Source organism: Nocardia sp. NPDC055165, assembly GCF_053606985.1.
Genome location: NZ_JBSGSS010000007.1, coordinates 330,999 through 352,302, shown reverse-complemented (window position 1 = coordinate 352,302; position 21,304 = coordinate 330,999). Strand labels below are relative to the sequence as shown.

Annotated in this window: 21 protein-coding genes; 15 read left to right on the top strand and 6 right to left on the bottom strand. The window is 63.5% G+C overall.

What is annotated here, in order from left to right; all coding sequences use genetic code 11:
- Window positions 1-119 precede the first annotated feature (119 nt).
- Window positions 120-1,496, bottom strand: a complete 1,377-nt coding sequence (locus tag ACWFRF_RS17505) for a sigma-70 family RNA polymerase sigma factor (protein WP_452450905.1) — start codon at window positions 1,494-1,496, stop codon at window positions 120-122.
- 298 nt (window positions 1,497-1,794) lie between these two features.
- On the opposite strand from ACWFRF_RS17505, the gene ACWFRF_RS17500 reads away from it, so the two are divergent.
- The 5 genes from ACWFRF_RS17500 (at window position 1,795) to ACWFRF_RS17480 (ending at window position 5,431) form a co-directional block, all read left to right on the top strand.
- Window positions 1,795-1,935, top strand: coding sequence for a hypothetical protein (locus tag ACWFRF_RS17500; RefSeq protein WP_452450903.1), 141 nt, complete (start codon window positions 1,795-1,797; stop codon window positions 1,933-1,935).
- A 547-nt stretch (window positions 1,936-2,482) separates the two neighbouring features.
- A complete protein-coding gene (locus tag ACWFRF_RS17495; protein WP_452450901.1) occupies window positions 2,483-2,686 on the top strand; it encodes a hypothetical protein in 204 nt (67 codons plus the stop codon).
- Between the two features lie 246 nt (window positions 2,687-2,932).
- The gene (locus ACWFRF_RS17490) at window positions 2,933-3,241 is read left to right on the top strand and encodes a putative quinol monooxygenase (RefSeq protein ID WP_452450899.1); all 309 of its coding nucleotides are present in this window, start codon (window positions 2,933-2,935) and stop codon (window positions 3,239-3,241) included.
- Window positions 3,242-3,557: 316 nt separating this feature from the next.
- Entirely contained in the window at window positions 3,558-4,025 is a 468-nt protein-coding gene (locus ACWFRF_RS17485; protein ID WP_452450897.1) for a hypothetical protein, read from the top strand.
- Between the two features lie 374 nt (window positions 4,026-4,399).
- Window positions 4,400-5,431 (top strand): hypothetical protein, encoded by a 1,032-nt coding sequence (locus ACWFRF_RS17480; RefSeq protein ID WP_452450896.1) that lies wholly within the window; start codon window positions 4,400-4,402, stop codon window positions 5,429-5,431.
- On the opposite strand, the gene ACWFRF_RS17475 is transcribed toward ACWFRF_RS17480, so the two are convergent.
- From ACWFRF_RS17475 to ACWFRF_RS17460, 4 genes are all read right to left on the bottom strand, one after another.
- A complete protein-coding gene (locus tag ACWFRF_RS17475) occupies window positions 5,391-5,555 on the bottom strand; it encodes a hypothetical protein (RefSeq protein ID WP_452450895.1) in 165 nt (54 codons plus the stop codon). The two genes, ACWFRF_RS17480 and ACWFRF_RS17475, sit on opposite strands and share 41 nt — an antisense overlap.
- Window positions 5,556-6,995: 1,440 nt before the next feature.
- Entirely contained in the window at window positions 6,996-7,487 is a 492-nt protein-coding gene (locus tag ACWFRF_RS17470; protein ID WP_452450999.1) for a hotdog fold domain-containing protein, read from the bottom strand.
- 42 nt (window positions 7,488-7,529) lie between these two features.
- Window positions 7,530-8,177, bottom strand: coding sequence for an enoyl-CoA hydratase/isomerase family protein (locus ACWFRF_RS17465; RefSeq protein ID WP_452450894.1), 648 nt, complete (start codon window positions 8,175-8,177; stop codon window positions 7,530-7,532).
- 11 nt (window positions 8,178-8,188) lie between these two features.
- A complete protein-coding gene (locus ACWFRF_RS17460) occupies window positions 8,189-8,836 on the bottom strand; it encodes a TetR/AcrR family transcriptional regulator (RefSeq protein WP_452450893.1) in 648 nt (215 codons plus the stop codon).
- Window positions 8,837-9,155: 319 nt separating this feature from the next.
- On the opposite strand from ACWFRF_RS17460, the gene ACWFRF_RS17455 reads away from it, so the two are divergent.
- The 9 genes from ACWFRF_RS17455 to ACWFRF_RS17415 all read left to right on the top strand — a co-directional run bounded on the left by ACWFRF_RS17455 (window position 9,156) and on the right by ACWFRF_RS17415 (window position 19,814).
- Window positions 9,156-11,447 carry a molybdopterin-dependent oxidoreductase gene (locus tag ACWFRF_RS17455; protein ID WP_452450997.1) on the top strand — a complete coding sequence of 764 codons (2,292 nt, stop codon included), beginning with the start codon at window positions 9,156-9,158 and terminating at the stop codon, window positions 11,445-11,447.
- The gene (locus ACWFRF_RS17450; protein ID WP_452450892.1) at window positions 11,444-11,899 is read left to right on the top strand and encodes a PaaI family thioesterase; all 456 of its coding nucleotides are present in this window, start codon (window positions 11,444-11,446) and stop codon (window positions 11,897-11,899) included. Before ACWFRF_RS17455 ends, ACWFRF_RS17450 begins: the two co-directional genes overlap by 4 nt.
- A 92-nt stretch (window positions 11,900-11,991) precedes the next feature.
- Window positions 11,992-12,312 carry a ferredoxin gene (fdxA, locus tag ACWFRF_RS17445; protein ID WP_452450890.1) on the top strand — a complete coding sequence of 107 codons (321 nt, stop codon included), beginning with the start codon at window positions 11,992-11,994 and terminating at the stop codon, window positions 12,310-12,312.
- 65 nt (window positions 12,313-12,377) lie between these two features.
- On the top strand, window positions 12,378-13,760 hold the full coding sequence (locus ACWFRF_RS17440) for an FAD-dependent oxidoreductase (protein WP_452450888.1): 1,383 nt from the start codon (window positions 12,378-12,380) through the stop codon (window positions 13,758-13,760).
- A gap of 20 nt (window positions 13,761-13,780) precedes the next feature.
- Window positions 13,781-14,836: a GTP 3',8-cyclase MoaA gene (moaA, locus tag ACWFRF_RS17435; protein WP_452450887.1), complete on the top strand. Its 1,056-nt coding sequence runs from the start codon at window positions 13,781-13,783 to the stop codon at window positions 14,834-14,836.
- A 297-nt stretch (window positions 14,837-15,133) separates the two neighbouring features.
- Window positions 15,134-16,033: a PucR family transcriptional regulator gene (locus tag ACWFRF_RS17430; protein ID WP_452450885.1), complete on the top strand. Its 900-nt coding sequence runs from the start codon at window positions 15,134-15,136 to the stop codon at window positions 16,031-16,033.
- Between the two features lie 176 nt (window positions 16,034-16,209).
- Window positions 16,210-17,871 (top strand): FAD-binding dehydrogenase, encoded by a 1,662-nt coding sequence (locus ACWFRF_RS17425; RefSeq protein WP_452450883.1) that lies wholly within the window; start codon window positions 16,210-16,212, stop codon window positions 17,869-17,871.
- A gap of 2 nt (window positions 17,872-17,873) precedes the next feature.
- Window positions 17,874-18,797 carry an MBL fold metallo-hydrolase gene (locus ACWFRF_RS17420; protein WP_452450881.1) on the top strand — a complete coding sequence of 308 codons (924 nt, stop codon included), beginning with the start codon at window positions 17,874-17,876 and terminating at the stop codon, window positions 18,795-18,797.
- A 213-nt stretch (window positions 18,798-19,010) separates the two neighbouring features.
- Window positions 19,011-19,814, top strand: coding sequence for a hypothetical protein (locus ACWFRF_RS17415; RefSeq protein WP_452450879.1), 804 nt, complete (start codon window positions 19,011-19,013; stop codon window positions 19,812-19,814).
- Between the two features lie 30 nt (window positions 19,815-19,844).
- On the opposite strand, the gene ACWFRF_RS17410 is transcribed toward ACWFRF_RS17415, so the two are convergent.
- Window positions 19,845-20,279, bottom strand: coding sequence for an ester cyclase (locus ACWFRF_RS17410; RefSeq protein WP_378991573.1), 435 nt, complete (start codon window positions 20,277-20,279; stop codon window positions 19,845-19,847).
- A 390-nt stretch (window positions 20,280-20,669) separates the two neighbouring features.
- Here ACWFRF_RS17410 and ACWFRF_RS17405 point away from each other — a divergent pair, with 390 nt between their 5' ends.
- Entirely contained in the window at window positions 20,670-21,155 is a 486-nt protein-coding gene (locus ACWFRF_RS17405; RefSeq protein WP_378633322.1) for an Lrp/AsnC family transcriptional regulator, read from the top strand.
- The last annotated feature ends 149 nt before the right edge of the window (window positions 21,156-21,304 follow it).

The window sequence follows — 21,304 nt, the reverse complement described above, 5'->3', positions numbered from 1 at the left end:
TCCTTCTCGCATGGTGGGCTTGCAGACACGATGGATGGGATGTGCGGGTCTAGGACAGTGGTCATGCGGTGCCGCCTTCGCGCTGGTGAGCGGTCGGGGCACAAAATCGTCGGGGCGGTTCAGAGAGCATCGAAGTAGTTCTCCGCAGAGCGCCGGATCTGAGCCAGCCGTTTGGATACCGCGCTGTGATTGGCGTAGCCGAGTCGGTGCGCGATCTCGGTGGCGCGGGTCATCCCGGTTGAGAGCAGTACGACGATCTCGCGGTTACGCGGATCGAGCAGGGCGAGGAAGTCGTTGGTGACGATATTGCCCACCACGTCGGATTCAGGTCCTTGGACCGGGATGGAATCGGGCAGCTCCATGAAGCGGACCTTGACCTTGCGTCGTTTACCGTGCAGCTTGCGTTCGAAATCCTCACGGGCGTAGGACCACCGAGGCGAAAAATCGTCCTCGGCGCGGTGCGAGCAAACTGCGTCGAGGATCTCGCGCAGCCGACCGGTCCGATCGGCAGCTTCGATCGTCTCAGTGACGACGTCGGCAGCGTCGTCCTCGCCGGACCACACCGTCCCACCCGTGCGAGGTCTTCCGGTGACTACACCCTGCAGCACATTGCCGTCGACCAACGTCGCCGGTCCTACCGGATCACCATCGACTTCGGGGAACTCTCGCAACCTGCGCTGGATGGCAGCAGTGACGGCGGGGATCCAAAAGTCGAGATTGTGGGCGAGCATCCGGATCGGATCATCACCGGAGAACGCGCCCAGCCCTGAGCCCGACACCAGATGTGGCCAAACCACGCTCGCCCACGCCCTGCTCAGCAGGTCCTCGAAATCAGGCGGAAGGAACTCGTCGATTTGGGATCTGCCCGTGATGAACGGCCACATACCGGCGCGCAGTGACGGCAACCCGAACCGATCCAGGACGTGCTTGGGCAGCAGGTGCACGAGCGGGGCATATTCGAAATACCGTGAACGAGTGCGTGGTACGAAGGTCACGTTGACGTCGCCGAGGTCGGCGATCTTGGCGATCGGCGCGGGCAGTTCGTCCTCGTCGAACAGACGTCGACGGAACTGCGCGGCCTCCCAGAGCATGTTCCATCGCGCGATCGATACTTCGAGTTCCACGCGGTCGGCGCGGGGGATTACCAGCGTGACAAACTCTGTCGGCTCCGGGTCTAGGGGGCGGATCATGCCCTTGACCATGAAGGCCGCGGACAGGTTCCCCATGCGAGGGTACTCACCGGGGGTGATCTCGACTTCAGGCTGGAAGGTATCCTCACGGCGCCACTGCAACACCTGGGCCATGGTCGGCTCAATGTCGTTCAGCTCCTTGGCCACCGGCATCGCATCCTTACTCGGTCGAACTTGCTCACCTGTCTGTGTCATACCTATCTCACGACACCTACTTCCGGATCCGTTCCGACTTCGCGGAAGTTTCTCCGGCCTGCCTAGGTGGACCGGCGGGTGTGCGGGTCGCACGATGTCGGCGCTCGACACAGTCGTTCCGATACTCGTAGGCGATCCGCGCGCCTGATGGCGTGCCCAAGAACAAGGCCCGAGGAGATCGGTAGGGAGAACACTCGCCTCAACAAGAACTTCCTTACCAAGCATCAGGAGGGCTGCATGCCGACTCCATCGCACACGAGTACGGCAACGCGGTGCTCAAAACAACGCGCTTGGGAGTGTTATCGGACACAGAATCTGGTATCGCGCCTGTGGCATCCAAAAGTTGTGCCCTGCGGCTTTCCACAACTGGCCCCGGAATTCCCCAAGCTCACCAACAGCGAGGTCGATCGTGGATGCCGGCGGGCCGATGGGCGGGATCCGCGGCGGGACGCTGTCGGTCACCGTGCTCGTCGATACCTGCGCGTGCGGATCGACGATGCCGCCCGTCGATACCACCGTGCCGATGCTGAGCGACGATCGTCGCAGGTGACCGTACTTCACCGTGGTGCAGAAGGTGCTTTAGGCACTTGAGCTCATCTTCACCACTGTTATCGACAACGCGAACAAGCAGAAGATCCCCAAGTAGGACATCTTCCTCTTCAACAACCTGGGGAGAGTTCTGCGCGTCAACGGCGGTCTCGTCGTGCTGCCGGTGGTCGCGAGCTTTGCACAGGTCATGGCGTACGGAGAGATCTTCATGTCTTAGGAGAAGCATCCCGGTGCCAATGCCTTCCGGGTTGGGTATCAACCCTCTCTGGCCTGGTCTATCCACAGGCTATCTCTTGTGGATAGACCAGGAGCACTGAGTTATCCACAGGCCCTGCACATGTCGGGTTGGCGAATCTCCCCCAGGTCGGGTTGTATCCACCTGGTGGACAGCACAATCCAGCACTTTGAGCAAGACATCGGGGTGTGCGCTTCGCGTATAGGTCGCGTCGGACGTGTGTGCTTCCCTTGTCCATGTAAAGAAAACCCCGCCCGGTGCAACGGGCGGGGCGAAACCAAACCCGCTCCCGTCATGAAAGAAGGTCGGCCCTATGAGGGTACCCATCACACCCCCCGATCTCGAGCCGAAGCCCCATCCCGGCCCGCACAACACTGACCCGATCGCTGTACTCGCGTTGGCGTTCAGCGCCGCAGCACTGGCCGGCGTGGTCTTCAAGAGCCCTGAGCTAGCGATTACCGCCTGGGGTGCGGTCATGACCGCGTTGTGGAATCCGCCCGGCGGTAAGCGTCGGTAGTAGCGTGCACGAGTGCCCGGTCCGTCCCCTTCGGACCGGGCACGTTCGTCTCGTTACCAAATCGGGAGCCCGGGGCCGCTATGCTCCGGAACTTGCAGTACACCAACGGGTCTCGAGCTGCAGGACTGATGCAGACCTGTGGCGCGGGTGGCGCGGTTCTCGCCCCCGTAGGTCCCCATGAGGTCAAGGCAGTGCACCGGCCCGACTATCCCCCCGGGCGGGCTGGAGCACGCTACCGTCGGGCGCATGTTCGCACTCGTCGTCCGATTCGACCTCCATGACCAGGCCGCTGCCACCGAATTCGACCGCGCCGTCTCCGAGTTGGTCACCAAGATCGCCGCCAACGAGCGCGGCACCCTCGTCTACGCGACCCATCCCGTCGAAGGTGACCCGCTCGCCCGCATATTCTACGAGGTCTACGAGTCACGCACCGCCCTCGACGTGCACGAAGCCCAACCCTGGACCCGCGAATTCCTCGACAATCGTCACCTGTACGTGAAGGACACCCGCGTCGAGTTCCTGTCAGATGGACCCGCGAAAGGCCTGCCGCTCTAAGTCATGTCTCCCAGTAGCTTCAGCCATTCGACCGTGAGGGCCATGACGATCCCGGCGCGGTAAGTGCAGGCCAACTTGTCTTAGCGGGTCGCGACACCACGCCAGTGTTTGGCCTTGTTGAACGCCCGCTCGACCACTTTGCGACCCTTGTAAGCCTCCGAGTCGAATACGAGCGGACGTCCACGACACGACCTCGGCGTTTCCGATTGGCGACCCGATCAGACCGTTCCGGGATCGCCGCCACGATCCGCTTGCTACGAACCAGCTGCGCCGCCTCGTACTACGCATCCGTAGTTTGCAACTGGCGAAACCATGGATGGAGATGCTGGCTGCAGGTCAGCGTCTCGTGGTAGATGTCGAACAGTGGGTCAATAAGGTCGTCGGGCGCGGTGATGTTTCGTTAGGAATAGACAACGAAGACGGCAAGGAGCCCACGCAATTGGCCACATGGGGCGTAATCTCCGGCCTCTCCAATCCTGCTGAGGTGGTACCACAGTTGTTTATGTGGGCTGATGTACACGTACACGAAGAGACCTACGCGGATGGCGAGTACGACCTGTACGTAGCTGAGTGCGTCTATTACGACAATGAGGGCGACCGCATCGCAACAGAAGACTTTGACTCGTGGCGGAGCCGCAGAATAGATTTCGACGTTCTCCATCCGTACGCCAATGAAGCCGGTGAAGTCGACCATTGGCGACTGGAGCTGACACTTAACGACCTTGGTCGCGCTTACCTGTTGGTGGACGGCTTCGAAATGCAGGATGGGATATTGCTGCCGTAACGTGCATGTGCACAGTGCTGCCGTAATATGTTTGAGCCAGCCCGTTGTCGCTGAACGTTCGATCATCAGCAGATGCGGACGTTCGTCACCGCGCGCCCAGCGGCAGAAGAGGACGTTGGCGAAAGCGTGTGCCGCACGCATAGAAGCGGATGTCCACGCCTGATCAGCAGACACCGCCTGCCCGATTCCCGTGCCGGACAGGAATCGCTACGCCGACCGGTCGCACTGGTGAACTAGATGCTAGGGCTTCGACCGCGCCCGCAGGGTCTGCACGCGGCATGGCACCACTCGGGCCGAACAGGTAGGGAATACGCTACACGCCGACATCGGGGGCGCTGCCTGAAAGATCAACTCAATTCAGGCACGATGGTTGGGTGTCCAAACGAAACCGAGGGCGGCCCCGGCCTGAGGACCCCAGCCGCCGCGCGGCCAAACGCGTTCAGGTCTTCGACGCAGCACAATTGATCGGCGCGGTCGAGAACATCGCGCGCGTAGCAGGCTCCCTCGACGTAGGATCGGACCAGCGGCAGGTCGGTTCGGTCGCAGCGAACATGCTTGAGGTGTGGCGAGGCGATCAGGTCGTGGTCCGTCTCGATGACGAGTTTGTGGACGCGATCGTTTCCAGTGACACCAACGTGCCGATGGTGCCGGATTGGTTGGCGCGTCTGCCGTTTCGGTCGCTCGCGGCGTCGTTGCCGATGCCTCTGCCGCTGCACGATGGCACCGACCTGTGCCGTTACACGGGCTTCGTTGCGACCGGGATCGTGCACAGCACACCGACGGGCAACCGCATCCAGACCTACTATCGGTCCTTCGCCAAAGGCGACGGTATCCGATTTCTGTGGGTCTACACCGTAGACGGGGACCCGATACCTCGCTTTCAAACAGTCACCGTCGAGTTGCGGGGCAAGCTCGCTAAGCCGGATCTCACTCTTGCCGGATGGATTTCGGGATTGCAGCAGGCCGCGGAGTCGCAGGGACACGCCTGGGGGCCGGAGTTGTCTGTGCTGGTCCCGCTCTCGGTACAGGCTCTGCTGTATCTGACCGCACAGGAACCGGATCTGGACTGGATACCGCCCGAGCAGTTGAGCCGACCTCAGCAACTAAGAACCGCGGTCGTGGGCAATGTCGGATGGCGGGTCGGTTCGGCGTTGCGCAGCTGGCGCAGCATCGCCCCAGCGAGTCCTGCAACCGACAACGACCCCGGTGGATCCCGTCGGAGCCTGCCACCGCATATCCGCCGGGCACACTGGCATCGGGTGCGGATGGCGGTGCGTGACGGTGCAGGCTGCATCGTCGGGGATGTGAACGGACAGCACGGCATCGACTGGGAGTACCAGTTGCGCTGGTATCCGCCAACGCCGGTCAACGCCGGCCCAGCACCGGTCGTGCGTAAAATGGACTGACGCGCTCGGCGATGTCGCTGACCACTGCACGGGCCAGGAACGGATCAGTGCCGCGCACGACCAGCAGGTAGCGGTAGATGAATCCGGCCACCACGATCGTCGAGGCCAGGAAGCCTCCGGCCACGACAAGTTTGGCCCGTATAAGCAGGACACTGGCACCCGCAACGACCTAGTCGCTCGTGTGCGGCATGGTTTGCTGGCCAACCGTCGTGGCTTGTCATCAAACCCGCCATTTAGTGGCCAACGTCAGCGCCCCCGGCGCGGCACGCAGGCGGGAGGCGAATCGCGTGTTTGAAACAAGACCACCTGACCGACATATCGGCCAGGTGGTCTTCTATGGTTGCGTGCGAGGACCTGATGACTGCGTACGTCGCTGGGTTGGCGCCCTAGTCCTTTCGAACGGCTGGCCTTGGCCGATCATCGCTCAATCCGATTCGACCCGGACCAAAGTTTCCCGGCGTGTGGGAATGCCGCAACCTGCGGTCGTTCTGGTCCCCCGGGAACGCGGGGCGGTTCCGTGGTCGGGGTCAGCTGCCCCGTTGTGTGCCGCAGCAGATCGGGGGTGTCCAGCAATCCCCCATCCCCGGTCGCGGTCTACCAGCTTCCATCGCCGGTTCTACGATTTTTCTACGATTTTCAGACGGGTTTGCACGGGAACTTCCGGGAAGCGCTGGGAAGCTTCAGGGCTATCAGATAATCATCTACCTGCGGAAACAAGGAAATAAGGGGATTCGTCGGGCACCTTCGGGAACCTGCGGAAACGCTGTGCCGATTTCATGACCGACAAAGCCTATACCACCGCTGACCTGGTCATCTTCGGGGTCCACCCCTGCTTCCTACGATTTTTCTACGATTTACCCACGATCCACAACACATGTATCACCTATCCGTATTCCCCGATCGGCGCCAAAGGGGCCGGTGAGACGGTCGAGTGGGGTCTGCTGCGGAGGACGCAAGCAGGGCGTCGTTCAATGGTCGATAGTGACCCGCGGGCAAGGCAGTGCAGACTCCGCTGGGCAGATGATGTGACGGGCAACCGGCACTCGAGAGTGCAGGCACAAGAAGGTCCTCTCGACCACGGAAAGGAGACCGTCTGATCACCAGTAGGACACCGCCGCGCTGGGCCGCCGTGGCGGCGCAGGGCCCGGCAATGGCCGCTAGCGGTGCCGCTGCCGCGAACCGACCCAATATTGGGCATCGGTGGTGCCCGGGCTTGAGTGGTGCGTGCACGCTGCGTGTCCGAGGGCTGCGAGTGGAGCTGTTCGGCGTCCAGCGGCCACGAAGCCACCGATTGTTTCGGCCGACGTTCGCTCCCTCGTCGTGCAGCACCGAGCTGCTCTCCTGTGTCGGCCGCAGGAGACCCGGCGCAATCGATCGAGTGTTATTCACCGCTGGGGAACTGCCAACCACTCGCACACGACGAGGTTCCTCCGCGCCGATCGGTGACAGGCCGAATGATGCCATCGAGTCCGTTCATGACAACCGCTGGGCTTGGACGTGAAACATGACACCGTGTCTGTGAATTGGCCAGTCCCGTCGGCGACCCAGCGGTCATATCGGCGTTCTACCGCTTTTTGGAGACGTGCATGGTGATCCGCGCGGTGACGAAGGCGGTTCCGTCGGCATCGAGGACATCGACCGGGACGACGAGTTCGATGGGGTCGTCACCGAACTCGGGGATGCGGTCGAGGGCGGCGATCGCAGTCACTGCGGTGGTTGCCTTGAATTTGTATTCCACTGTCATGCCGACGGGGATCCAGCGGTGGGTGGTGGGGATGGTGGCGTCGGTCATCATGCCGCCTGCGAGTTCTGCCATGTTGCAGGAGGCGATCGCGTGATAGGTGCCGAGGTGGTTGTGGACGCTGCGGCGGTTGGGTGCGCTGACTCGGCACAGTCCGGGTCGTAGCTCTTGGAGAAGGGGGTGCACGCTGCGGAAGTACGGGGCTTTCAAGCACAGTGCCTGGGTGAACAGCCAGTTGCCGAACGGCAAGCGTTGCAGCGTGTTCCACAGGACGAGGTTGGCGCTGACCGCTGGGGTCTGAGTGGTGGTGGTCATCATCGATTGACTTCTTTCGGTTGCGGTCGGCTCGGGTCCGTGTCAGCGCAGTGCCGCAGTGACGGTGCTGTACATCGTGGTTTTGATGGCGGCCAGCGTTGCGGGGTTCTTGCCGATGATGGGTGTGAGTCGGTCGAGGGCGGTGTTGAGGACCGCGGCTTCGGAGGCGGTGGCGTCGACTAGTCCGGCGGCGAGGGCGTCCGGGCCGCTGAAGCGGTGGCCGGTAGTCATGGCGGTCACCGAGGCTTGGGAGCTGAGCTTGGCTTGGATCAGCGCGGCCATACCCGGGGTGAAGGGAATGTTGATGTCGACCTCGGGGAAGCAGTAGTAACCGCGGTCCTCGCGCATGACGCGGTAGTCGTGGGCGATGGCCAGCATGGCGCCGGCGCCGAAGGTGTGCCCGTTGACCGCGGCGATGGTGGGCAGCGGGAAGGTGAGGATGCGGGCGAACAGTTCCTGGACGCGCCCGACGTACCAGTCGGCGCGGTCGCCGTTGGCCGTCAACCAGTCCAGGTCGAGGCCGTTGGAGTAGAACTTGCCGCTGCCGGTGGTGATCAGGCCTTGGGCGTCGCGCTCGACGGCGTCGAGGTGGGCGTTGACGGTGTCGAGCCAGTCCGGGGAGAACCGGTTCTCGTCGTCTCCGAGGGTCAGCACGGCGATCTTGTCCTGGTAATGCAGGTTCGCGGTCATGGTGTTTCCTTTCACTTCGTGGAGGTTGCGCTGGTGGGCAGTGGTGGCGGCGGGGGCAGCGCCAATACCGCGCGGACGGCGGCTGCGAGACGTTGCCGCACGTTGGGATCGGGTTCTCGTCGGCCTCGTAGCAGCAGTGCGGTGGGCAGTTCCACCACGCAATCGCGGATGACTGCGACGGCCGCACGGTCGCCGCGGTCGAACACGCTGCGCGACAAACCGACGAACAGCTCACCCAAGGTCTGATCGAGTCGGCGTAGTTCCTCGGCGATGTCGTCGGGAATCTCGCCGGAACCGAGCAGTTCCCGTCGTGGCACGGTGAGCAGGAAACGGCCCGAGACCGGTTGCTGTAACAGGAATTCGGCGGGTGTGTCGGCGGCCGCGACGACCGCCTCGACGATGTCCTCGTGTGAGGAGCCTGCGGCCATCGCGCGGTCGACCGCCTCACGCTGCAGAGCCAGGAAGCGCTGCGCGGCGCGCAGCCAGACCCGGCCCATCAGCCCGGCGCGGGAGCCGAACGCGTGATAGATCGTCCCGTTGGATACCGAGGTGGCCTCCGAGAGAGCGCGGACTGTGACCGCGGCCGGACCGAATTCCACGGCCATCTGCTCGGCGGCATCCATCAGGCGATCGAGGTCGTGTAAGCGGGGGCGAGGCATATCCGAAGAGTAACAGAGCGCATGCTCTACAACTAGTGACGATGTGCACAGCCCGGTGTTTGCCCACGTCATCGGGGCCTGGTGGTGCGTTTTCAGAGTCCGATGCGCCGCCATCGTCGGGAAATGGAGCGCACGCTCTTGTTTAATATTAGAGCATGTGCTCTCATATGTGGAGTCTAAGCACCGGCTACCGAGCCTGAGACCTCACCGATCGCCCGGCTACCGCGCCGAGGAGTTCACGACGGCCAGGATCGGGTCGCTCCCGCCGGTCCCGCCCACATCCCCGATACCGCCATCCGAGAAGAAGATGAGCATCGCCATGCCCCCTAACACGGCTCCCGAAGACGGCACCTGGCACAAGTCGGCGTGCATCCTGTGCGAGAACAACTGTGGGGTGCAGATCCTCACCGGTGAAGGGCAACGGACCTTCCTCAAAATCCGTGGGGACAAGGACCATGTGTCCACCCATGGCTATACCTGCAACAAGGCACTGCGCCTTGACCACTACCAAAACGGCAGCCAGCGACTGACCACCCCGCTACGGCGTGAATCCGACGGCACGTTCACGCCCGTGGACTGGGACACCGCGATCGCCGAAGTCGCGCAACGGTTCGCGGCGGTGCGCGACACCCACGGCGGAGACAAGATCTTCTACTACGGCGGTGGTGGGCAGGGAAACCATCTCGGCGGCGCCTACGCGGGCCCGCTTCTCAGGGCACTGGGCTCGCGGTACCGCTCCAACCCGCTGGCTCAGGAGAAGACCGGCGAAGCCTGGGTCGACGCACACTTCACCGGCGGTCACACCCACGGAGACTTCGAGCACGCCGAAGTGGCGGTCTTTGTCGGGAAGAACCCCTTTCAGAGCCATGGCGTAGCCCGCGCCCGCACCGTGCTCAAGGAAATCAGCAAAGACCCGGCTCGCAGCATGATCGTCATCGACCCGATCCGCACCGAGACCGCCGACCTCGCCGACTTCCACCTGCAGGTCAAACCCGGTACCGACGCCTGGTGCCTGTCGGCGATCCTGGCGATCCTGATCGAGCAGGACCTCCTCGATCACCGTTTCCTGACCGAACACACACACGACTTCGAGGTCGTGGCCGAAGTGGTGCGCGGCATCGACATCAGCGCCCATGCCGCGGTGTGCGGGGTCGATGAAGAACTGCTGCGGCGGGCCGCGACCCGTATCGGCACAGCCGCGAGCGTGTCGACCTATGAAGACCTCGGCGTGCAGCAGAGCCCGAACAGCACCCTGATCTCCTACCTGAACAAGCTGATCTGGTTGGTGACCGGAAACTTCGCCAAAAATGGCGCGATGCAACCGCATTCGTGGATGTTTCCGCTTGGCGACTACTCGACGCGGATGCGCATCACCCCGGTCACCGGGGCACGGATGCCCGCGGGTTTGGTGCCGTGCAACGTCATCGCCGAAGAGATCGTGACAGATCACCCGGACCGGTTTCGCGCGATGCTGATCGAGTCCTCCAACCCCGCGCACTCGTTCGCCGATTCGCAGATGTTTCGCCGGGCGCTGCACGAGCTCGAGTTCGTCGTCGTCATCGACGTCACCATGACCGAAACCGCGCGCCTGGCCGACTATGTCTTACCTGCGGCCTCCCAGTACGAGAAGTACGAGGCGACGTTCTTCAACTTCGATTTCCCCCGCAACTCTTTCCATCTGCGCGCGCCGGTGCTGGACCCCTTGCCGGGCACACTGCCCGAACCCGAGATCTACGCGCGCCTGACCAGGCAGTTGCGCGTGGTCAAACCATGGCACTTGGCCGTGCTGCGGGCCACGGCCAAGTGGGGCCGCACTCCGCTTCGGGTGGCGTTCGCGGCTTTGGTCGCGATGGACAAAAAGATCGTGGGAATGGCGCCGTTTCTGCTCTACGAAACCCTCGGCCCCACCCTGCCGGATAACGCGCGTGCCGCGGCGGTGCTGTGGGCGCTGGCTCAGCGGACGGCCCGCACCTATCCCGACGCGATGCGAAGAGCTGGGCACGCCAACGCCGACGAGTTGTTCGATGCCATCGTGGCGGGACGTTCCGGGGTGGTCTTCACCGAGGACCGCCAAGACGACGCCTGGGACTATCTGCCGCATTCTGACAAACGATTCCCACTCGCGATCCCCGAGCTACTGAACGTGCTCGACGAGCTCGATCCGGCCACCGCGGTGCAGACGAGTGCAGAATTCCCCGTCGTTCTTGCTGCCGGACAACGGCGTCCGTTCACCGCGAACACGATCATCCACGACGACAGCTGGCGGTTGCGCGACACCGAGGGCGCTCTGCGCATCAGCCGCCCCGACGCCGACGCACTCGGCCTCGGCAACGGTGACCAGGCGCGAGTCGTCACCGAACGAGGTTCGGCGCTGGCCTCGGTCGAGATCGATGAGCGCATGCAGGCCGGGCACGCCGCCCTGCCCAACGGCTTCGGACTCGATCACGTCGGAGACGGCAGCGCCATCGTCGGAGTGGCGCTCAATCAGCTGACCGATGCCCGCCGCCGCGACCCCATCTCCGGCGCCCCGTGGCACAAGAACGTCCCTGCCCTCATCGAGCCGGTCACCACCACCGATACGAACACCGCGGCTTCTGGAGTGCTCCGATGACCACAACCGACACCGCTGCCCTGTCCGGCTTGGAACTGATGCAGTGGATCAAAACCGTTCGCCCACCTGATGTTCCCTCGATCGGGCGGCTATTGGGGATGGTGCTGAGCGAGGTCGAACACGGGCGAGTGAGCTTCACCCTGCGCACCGTTGCCGACTTCGCCAACCCACTCGGTACCGTTCACGGAGGCATCGCCGCCACCATGCTGGACTCCGCGATGGGCTGCGCAGTGCACACCACCCTGCCCGCCGGAGTCGGCTACTCCACCCTGGAACTGAAGGTCAACTACATCCGATCGGTGACCACCGACGGTCAGACCCTCACCGCCGAAGGCAGCGTCATTCACTGCGGGCGCACGACCGCCACCGCCGAAGGCCGCATCCGCGATGCCGAAGGCAACCTGGTCGCCCACGCCACGACCACCTGTCTGATCCTGCGCGCCAACGACTGATCTGCACCGATCACAGATAGCTCCACCAACTCCTTACCCGCGTGTCCCCGCCACGAAGAAGGTGCGCCGGGCCGACCGAAACGAGAACACCCGTGACCTATGTCGTGGCCGAACCGTGCGTCGATGTCTTGGACAAGGCCTGCATCGAGGAATGCCCGGTCGATTGCATCTACGAGGGCAACCGGATGCTCTACATCCAACCCGACGAGTGCGTCGATTGTGGCGCGTGCGAGCCCGTGTGCCCGGTAGAAGCGATCTTCTTCGAAGACGACCTGCCCGCCGAGTTCACGTCCTACACCAGCGCCAACGTCGAGTTCTTCGACGAACTCGGATCCCCTGGCGGCGCAGCGAAACTCGGCAAGACCGACCACGACGCCGCCATCGTCGCCCAACTGCCACAGCGCCAGCACTGACCGCACAAACCCACGCCAACGCCTACCCGGCTGACGGCGGAAGCGACAGACAAGGACAACGATCGATGCATTCCCACCCGCTGCGCGTCGCCATCATCGGCGCCGGTCCGGCCGGCATCTACGCCGCTGACGCCCTCATGAAGTCCGACACCGCCACCACCCGCGGGGTATCGATCGACCTGTTCGAGCGCATGCCGGCCCCATTCGGGCTCATCCGCTACGGCGTCGCCCCTGACCACCCCCGCATCAAGGCGATCATCACCGCCCTGCACAAGGTCCTCGACAAGCCACACGTGCGGCTGTTCGGAAACATCGACTACGGCACCGACGTCACCCTCGCCGATCTGCAGCAGTTCTACGACGCGGTCGTGTTCTCCACCGGCGCCGAAGACGACCGCGCACTCGACATCGCGGGTATCGAACTCGACGGCAGTTTCGGCGCCGCGGAGTTCGTCTCCTGGTACGACGGCCACCCCGACAAACCCCGCCGCTGGCCGCTGGACGCGGAAAAGGTAGCCGTGCTCGGTGTCGGCAACGTCGCCCTCGACGTCGCACGCATTCTGGCCAAAACCGCCGAAGAACTGCTGCCCACCGAGATTCCCCCGAACGTCTACGCCGGACTCCAGGCCAACAAGGCCGTCGAGGTGCACGTGTTCGGCCGACGCGGACCCGCCCAAGCCAAGTTCACCCCGATGGAGCTGCGCGAGCTCGACCATTCTCCAACCATCGAGGTCGTCGTCGATCCAGCCGACATCGACTACGACGCCGCCTCCGACGCCGCTCGCCGCGCCTCCAAACAGATCGACATGGTCGCCAATGTCTTGCAGGACTGGGCGATCCGCGATCCCGGGAACCGCCCCCACAAACTGTTCCTGCACTTCTTCGAATCCCCCCACGAAATCCTCGGCGAGGACGGCAAAGTCGTGGGCCTGCGCACCGAACGCACCGAGCTCGACGGCACCGGCAACGTCCGTGGGACCGGCCGCTTCACCGACTGGGACGCCCAATCCGTCTACCGGGCAGTGGGATACCTCAGCAAAGCCCTCCCCGCCCTGCCCTTCGACCACGACCACGGCACCATCCCGAACGAAGCCGGACGGGTGATCGGCCCCGACGCCCAGCCCGTCCCCGGCGTCTACGTCACCGGTTGGATCAAACGGGGACCCGTCGGTCTGATCGGGCACACCAAAGGCGACGCCAACGAGACCATCGCATGCCTGCTCAGCGACGCCACGCACCTTCCCGGCGCCGCCCACCCCAGCGAGGACGCGGTCGTCGAGTTCCTCGAACGCATCGAGCTGCCTTACACCACCTGGGACGGCTGGTACCAGCTCGACGCCTACGAACGAAGCCTCGGCGAGCCCCACGGCCGTGAACGGATCAAGGTGGTCGAGCGCGAGGAGATGCTCGCCGCATCCCGGCGAAACCAACCCCAACAGGTCCACTGAGGCGGGCGAACGACACCGCCATGGCTCACATCATGCTCGGGACACCGCAACCGGGTCCGCCCGAGCACTCCGCCCGGTTGGTCGACCGCTTCGGCCGCATCGCCAAGGACCTGCGCGTATCGCTCACCGATCGCTGCAACCTGCGCTGCACCTACTGCATGCCCGCCGAGGGACTGCAGTGGCTGCCCGCCGACGATGTGCTCACCACCGGCGAGCTGCAACGGCTGATGCGGATCGCGGTCGAACAACTCGGTATCGAGGAGATCCGCTTCACCGGCGGGGAACCGCTGCTGCGTGCCGACCTCCTCGCGCTCGTAGGCTTTGCGTCCGAGCTGTCGCCCCGGCCCCGGCTGTCGTTGACCACCAACGGTCTCGGACTCGCGCGCAAAGCCGACGGGTTGGCCCAGGCCGGGCTCGACCGCATCAATGTCTCCCTCGACAGCATCGACCCGGCCACCTACGCAACCATCACCCGCCGCGACCGACTAGCCGACGTGCTCGACGGACTCTCCGCCGCGCGCGCCGCGGGCCTGACCCCGATCAAGATCAACGCCGTACTGACCCGCGGGATCAACGACGATCAAGCACCTGACCTGCTGCACTATTGTTTGAGCGAGGAATACGAGCTGCGCATCATCGAACAGATGCCTCTCGACGCCGAGCGGCGCTGGGACCGATCAGCAATGATCACCGCCGACGAGGTCTTGACCCGGCTGCGACGCCGATACACCCTCACCGCAGACCCGCGCCCCCGGCACCACGACCCGGCCCAACGGTGGCTCGTCGACGGCGGACCCGGCACCATCGGACTGATCGCTTCGGTCACCCGACCCTTCTGCGGCGACTGCGATCGCGTGCGACTCACCGCTGACGGAATGGTGCGCAACTGTCTTTTCGCCACCGATGAAACCGACCTCAGGGCACTGTTACGCGATCCGCGCCGCGACCACGAATCCGCTGACGAAGCTATTGCCGCAGCCTGGCGCGCATCGATCTGGCACAAAGCACGCGGGCACGGCATCGACGACGGCGACTTCGTGCAACCCGACCGCCCGATGAGTGCGATCGGAGGGTGATCCAGCCCAAGGATCCCACGGAGGAGCCAGATAGATCTTCGACGCGAGGAAGTACGGCAATAGCGGCGGCGAAGGTTGACCGGGAATCGGTATCGGACTACGTCGAGGTCCGGATCTGGAAGCCGAAGGGGATACAGCCCAGTCGCTGTTCGACAGAGCCGATTAGGTCAGCGTCGACACCATGGGCGGCATCGTGATCGACCGCCAACGAAGACGTCAACTGCGCCAAGCGATTACCTCGAATTGCTGTCCGTGTTCGGGGCCCACGGGACCGGCACTCGACCCTCTGGAGATCACATGCTCACGATCGACGAAAATCACCTTCCACGTGTGTATTCGGAAGACGCTACTGCCGCAGCGGCACTGAATAGGTTCGCGATGGCCATGCTGTCGGGTCGCAACATCAATCTCGGGATCGCGCGACACTTCCAGATTCCCGTGGCAGACACATTCGTCGTAGTCGCTGCAGCCTTCTCCGCAAACCCGGACGCCGCGACCATCGATCGACCAGCAGTGGTTGCCGACGCGTGGTTGATGGATATACGCCGATGCCTGGCAGCCGAATGCGGATTCCCCGTGCCTGCGCTCCTGGGTCCGACCTATGGCACGATCCTGATTCCCGCCTCTTCGGTCCTGGGACGCCGGATCAACGATCTGCTCCCCTTGTTGTCGGTCGCCGCGCCACACCCGGTGACCGCGGTCGCCGTCGAAACCGCGACCGAATCGATCTCCGAGGCCGCCGCGACTGCCCACGAGCTACTGGACCTCGCAGTCCGCCTACACAAAGAGCCGGACCTGTACTTCCCAGACCAGCTGGCAATGGAGTATCAGATCACTCGTCCCGGACCCGGTCGCGATCAGCTGGTTTCTGTTTTGGAGCCCCTCCACGAGCACCCGGAACTCATTGACACGGTGGCAGAGCTTGTTCGCCAGGACTTCGATCGTCACCGCACTGCCCGTCGACTGTGCATTCATCCCAACACCATCTACTACCGCATGCGGCGGCTCTCGGCCTTGACCGGCCTGCCGTTGACACACTCCACGTACCGACGTCTGTCCGCGGCGCTCACCGCACAGGCGTTCGTTCGAGCCGAACACGGTTACCACGACGGGTCCGGCCATCTGCCGACAACCTCAGGTTCGTCCGCACAGCACGAGGCCCCAATCGGCCGAGCTATACGCAGGGCAACGACATAGCGGGGACGTGACATCCGAAACACATCCTTTCCGCTGGTTTGTCATCAGGTGATAAATCGACTCGCCGGATACGGGAAACGTCTTGCACGTTTTCAGCACGAGGAGCAGGGTCAACTGCATCGAGAGCACGCCTCCCGCGCAGCGCGGCGGAGAACCGGACAGCGGAGGAAAGCGACATGGACGCAGACGTGATTGTGGTGGGCGCAGGCCTGGCGGGATTGGTAGCGACAGCCGAACTTGCCGACGCGGGCCGTCGAGTTCTTCTGCTCGATCAAGAACCCGAGCAGAACCTCGGCGGCCAAGCATTCTGGTCACTCGGCGGCCTGTTCATGGTCGACACCCCCGAGCAGCGCCGGATGGGCATCAAGGATTCCGCTGAGTTGGCGTGGCAGGACTGGCAGGGAAGTGCCACTTTCGACCGCGGCATCAACGACTCGGCCGGGGAGGAGTATTGGGGCCACAAATGGGCTCGGGCATACCTGGATTTCGCAGCCGGTGAGAAGCGTTCATGGCTCCGCGCCCAAGGCGTACGGTGGGTTCCGATCGTCGGTTGGGCCGAACGCGGCCGCTATCTTGCCGAAGGTCACGGCAACTCGGTTCCGCGATTCCACCTGACCTGGGGTACTGGCCCCGGAGTCGTCGCACCACTCGAACGTCGAGTACGAGAGGCCGCCGACAAAGGATTGGTTCGCTTCGGCTTTCGTCACCGCGTGGACGAACTGACGATCACCAATGGTGTGGTCGACGGCGTCCGCGGCGCGGTCCTCGAACCCAGCGCGTCCGAGCGCGGCGCCGACAGCACCCGCATACAGGTCGACGACTTCGAACTGCACGCAGGAGCGGTCCTGGTCACCGCCGGCGGTATCGGCGGAAATCACGACCTGGTACGCGAGAACTGGCCGGCCCGACTGGGAACCGCGCCTGCCTCGATGATCTCCGGCGTTCCCGAGCACGTCGACGGACGCATGCTCGGTATCACCGAACACACCGGTGGACGGCTGGTCAACCGGGACCGGATGTGGCACTACACCGAAGGCATCAGAAATTGGAACCCGATCTGGAAGAACCACGGCATCCGGATCATCCTTGGCCCGTCGTCGATGTGGTTCGACGGCAGAGGACAACGTTTTCCAGTACCGAACTTTCCGGGATTCGACACCATCGGCACACTGAAAGCCATCCAGGACAGCGGATTCGACTACTCCTGGTTCGTGCTCACCCAGAAGATCATCGAGAAGGAATTCGCCCTGTCCGGTTCGGAACAGAACCCTGACATCACCGGAAAGAACCTCAAACTCGTGCTTGGGCGGGTGCTCCCCGGGGCCAGTGAACCGGTGGAAGCCTTCAAGAAGCACGGTGAAGACTTTGTCGTCGCCAACACCCTCACCGAACTCGTGGACGGGATGAACAAGATCGCCGACGAGAACCTTATCGACCGAGCCGACTTGGAACGTCAGATAGTTGCCCGCGACCGCGAAGTCGACAATCCGTTCACCAAGGACCTACAGGTATCTGCCATACACAACTCTCGTCGATCTCGCGGTGATCGTCTCGCGCGAACGGCATCCCTGCACAAGATCCTCGACCCCAAATCAGGTCCGTTGATCGCGGTGTGCTTGAACGTCATCACACGCAAGACGTTGGGCGGCATACGAACCGACCTCGACGGACGAGTCCTGACCGCCGATGGCGTAGCCGTACCCGGTTTGTGGGCTGCAGGCGAAATCGCTGGTTTCGGCGGCGGCGTCCACGGCTACCGATCGCTGGAAGGAACCTTCCTCGGTGGGTGCATCTTCGGGGGCCGTCAAGCCGGCCGTGCGCTGAGCACGATCGCCTGACGATGAAACTACGCTGGGGACGCCCAGACATCAGCGTCCACAACACCTCTGCGACAACACCGTTGGCTGCACCGAATTCACCGGTCACAGTCTCCTTTCTCGGGGTCACGACACTACTATTCGACGACGGCGAATCGGCCCTCATGACCGACGGCTTTTTCACCCGCCCGTCACTGTGGCGCACGGCGTTGACCCCACTGCGCACCGATCCGGCACGCGTCCACAGCGCTCTCGCACGAGCAGGCGTGCGATCCCTCGACGCGGTGGTGTGCGGCCACTCGCACTACGATCACGCACTCGATTCTGCGTACGTCGCGCAGCACACCGGCGCGATTCTGGTCGGTAGTGAGTCGACGGCGCAGATCGGCCACGGCGCTGACCTGCCCTTCAGCCGTGTCGTGGTTGTCGAGGCGGGTACCGACATCACGCTGGGCAATTTCACGCTGTCCTTCGCCGAATCCGAACACTCGGAGCCCGATCGTGCCCGCGGGGTCATCGGACGCGCACTGGCACAGCCTGCCCGAATGCGGGACTACAAGTGTGGCGAGACATGGTCGATCATACTCACCCACACCCCGTCCGGGCGCACCGCACTCATCCACAGCAGTGCGGGATTTCGTCCGGGAATGCTCGACAGCCGCAGCGCGGATGTGGCATATCTAAGTGTCGGTCAGCTCGGGCATCAACCCTGCGGCTTCATCGAACACTACTGGTCGGAAACGGTGACGGCGGTCGGCGCACAGAGGGTGGTACTGACGCACTGGGACGACTTCTTTCGGCCGCTGAGCAAGCCGCTGCGCGCATTGCCCTACGCTGCCGACGATCTCGACGCCTCGGTGCGCGTCCTCTCCGATTGTGCACGTCGAGACGCAGTGCACCTCGACATGCCCACGGTGTGGAGACGAACCGATCCCTGGCAGATGTGATGTATTAGCCGCACATGCCTGGATCTGTACCGACCGACCCGACACACGAGACAGGTACCCGTATGAGTTCAACGGCCAGCAGTTCGGGCTTGTACTCACGATCGGACTGGCTGCGCACGAGGACCGAACCGACGAGAATCCGGATCACCAGGTGCTTTTCGTGTCGGCCATGCATCCAGGCGGACCGGCTGTTGCGCGCGAGGTGGCGAGCCGATGCTGACCAGCACCGACGCGCTGCACCTTTCAGCGGCTATCGGGGCGGTTGCCGTGATCATCGGATCGCTGGAGAGACTGGCGACTCCGCGGCTCCTCGCCGACGGCGCCCTTGCGAGCTGGCCTGTCTCGGCTACGAGTATTCCGTTGTTGTCCTCGAAGTCCTTCCAGTGCAGCGTCGGACGATTGCTGGTCTATCCGAGAGTGCTCGGTCTCGTCGTTGTCTGCCTGGCCTGCGGGATTCTTTTGGCCCTTCACCCGTCGTCGGCCCTCAACGCCGTGGCCGCCGCCATGATCGCCGTCACCTACATCTTGCTCGGCATGCGCTCGCGTTTCGGGGGCGACGGGGCAGATCAGATGACCATCATCGTTTTCGCCTCGTTGGCGATGGCCTTCGGCGTGGGGCAGGCTCGCGCGGACGAGATCGTCCTGTGGTTCCTGACCGCACGGGCTTGTCTCGCGTACTTCACCGCGGGCGTGGCGAAGCTGGTCGGCTCGTCGTGGCGCAGTGGCGCGGCACTGCCCGAAGTGCTGGCGACACAGTCCTACGGGCATCCGTGGGCCGGGCGGGTCCTGGCCCGTCATCGCGGGGTCGCGGTGGCGATGTGCTGGTCGGTTATCGCGTTCGAATGCAGTTTTCCTCTGGTTCTCCTCGGCATCCGGCCGCTGACATACGCACTGTTGATCACCGGAGCGCTACTGCACCTGGGAACCGCCCTCGTCATGCGCCTGACGACCTTTTTCTGGGCGTTCGTCGCGACCTACCCGGCGATCATCTTCTGTGCCACTGTCCGGGGCTGGTAACAGCGCCACGACAGCCGGCCACGTCACGAATCAGGTTGTCGCGGAGTGCGCCGACGGGACGACACCGAGTTGCTGCATCATCCCGAGCGTGTCCCAGGAGGCCCAGCTCTCGATGATCTTGCCGTCCGCGAAGCGATTGATCGTAATTCCCTGAACAACTGCCGATTTGCCGGTGGCGGGCATACCCATCATCTCGCCGTCATTGGTTCCGGTTCCCGTCCATCGGGTGGTGACGAAGTCGCCTTCGGCGATCTGTTCGTTGATCAGGAACCGTTGATCCGAGAAAGCGGCGAGATACATCTGCACGAGCCGCCTGAGGCCTTCGGGGCCGTGGACCTCGGCGAACGGGTTCTGCGGATCGTGGTTGATGCAGTCGTCGGCCATGATTTCGTCGAAGACATCGAGGTCTCGCGAGTTCCACGCGTCGAAGATGCGCTTGGCTGAAGCCTTGTTCTGCTCTGACATGGCGTTTCCTAACTGGTAGTGACGCCGAACCGGCGAAGGGGCTCGTCACTACAGGCAGCCTTCGCCACGCCCGGCGTTCAGCACGGTGTGACGCTCGGGCCGACGGAATCCAGCCGTCACAGCCCGATACGAGGACGTTGCCATCACGGAGGATGCCCGCCCCGAATGTTGCCCGGCAAGCACTCAACTCCCCACCGGGCGCAAACTTTGAAGCCGGTGTACGGAATAATTGTGCGCCTTTTTCGCAAGCAAGGTAAGAGGCGACCACGTACACGTTCGACGTCTTTTCCAGCCTCGACGGCGATATCCAGGAACTCGTCTACCGGCCGACCCTGCACGGTTGAGATCAGGTGTGCGGTTCCCGGGTTCGGTGCGTGTCAGAATGCGCCCATGACCATCAAGTTCGACGCGCTCGATGCCGCGTTGCTGGCCGAACTGGCCCGTGACCCCCGGGCGCCGATTCTCGAGCTGGCGCAGCGACTCGGGGTCGCCCGCAATACCGTGCAGGCGCGGATGAAGCGGCTCGAGGCATCGGGTGCCGTGCGGGGTTATCCGCCCGATATCGATGTGCAGGCCATCGGGTTCGCGGTGCACGCCTTCCTTGGCATCGAACTCGATCAGAACAAGATGGATCCGATCATCGAGACGCTGCGCGGGTTCCCGCACGTCCTCGAGGTGCACGCCACCACCGGCCGCGCCGATCTGCTGGTGCGCATCGCCGCGCAATCGCAGCAGGATCTCCTGGAGATCATCCAGCGGGTGCACGCCATCGACGGCGTGAACCACACCGAGACCATGCTCGCCTTGGCCACGCCGATCGGGTATCGGAGCCTGCCACTGGTCGAGCATCTGACGAACCGGACGAATCAGCCGTGATGTGACCCAGGTCTCTCGCGCTCGAGCAGATTGATACATCCAGCCCAGTGGCACAGATCACTTGTGAGCAGACTGATCAACTATTCGACTGACTGTTGACACCGATTGCCCCTCCACGGCACATTTCGCAGCACCGATAGCAAGTTCCT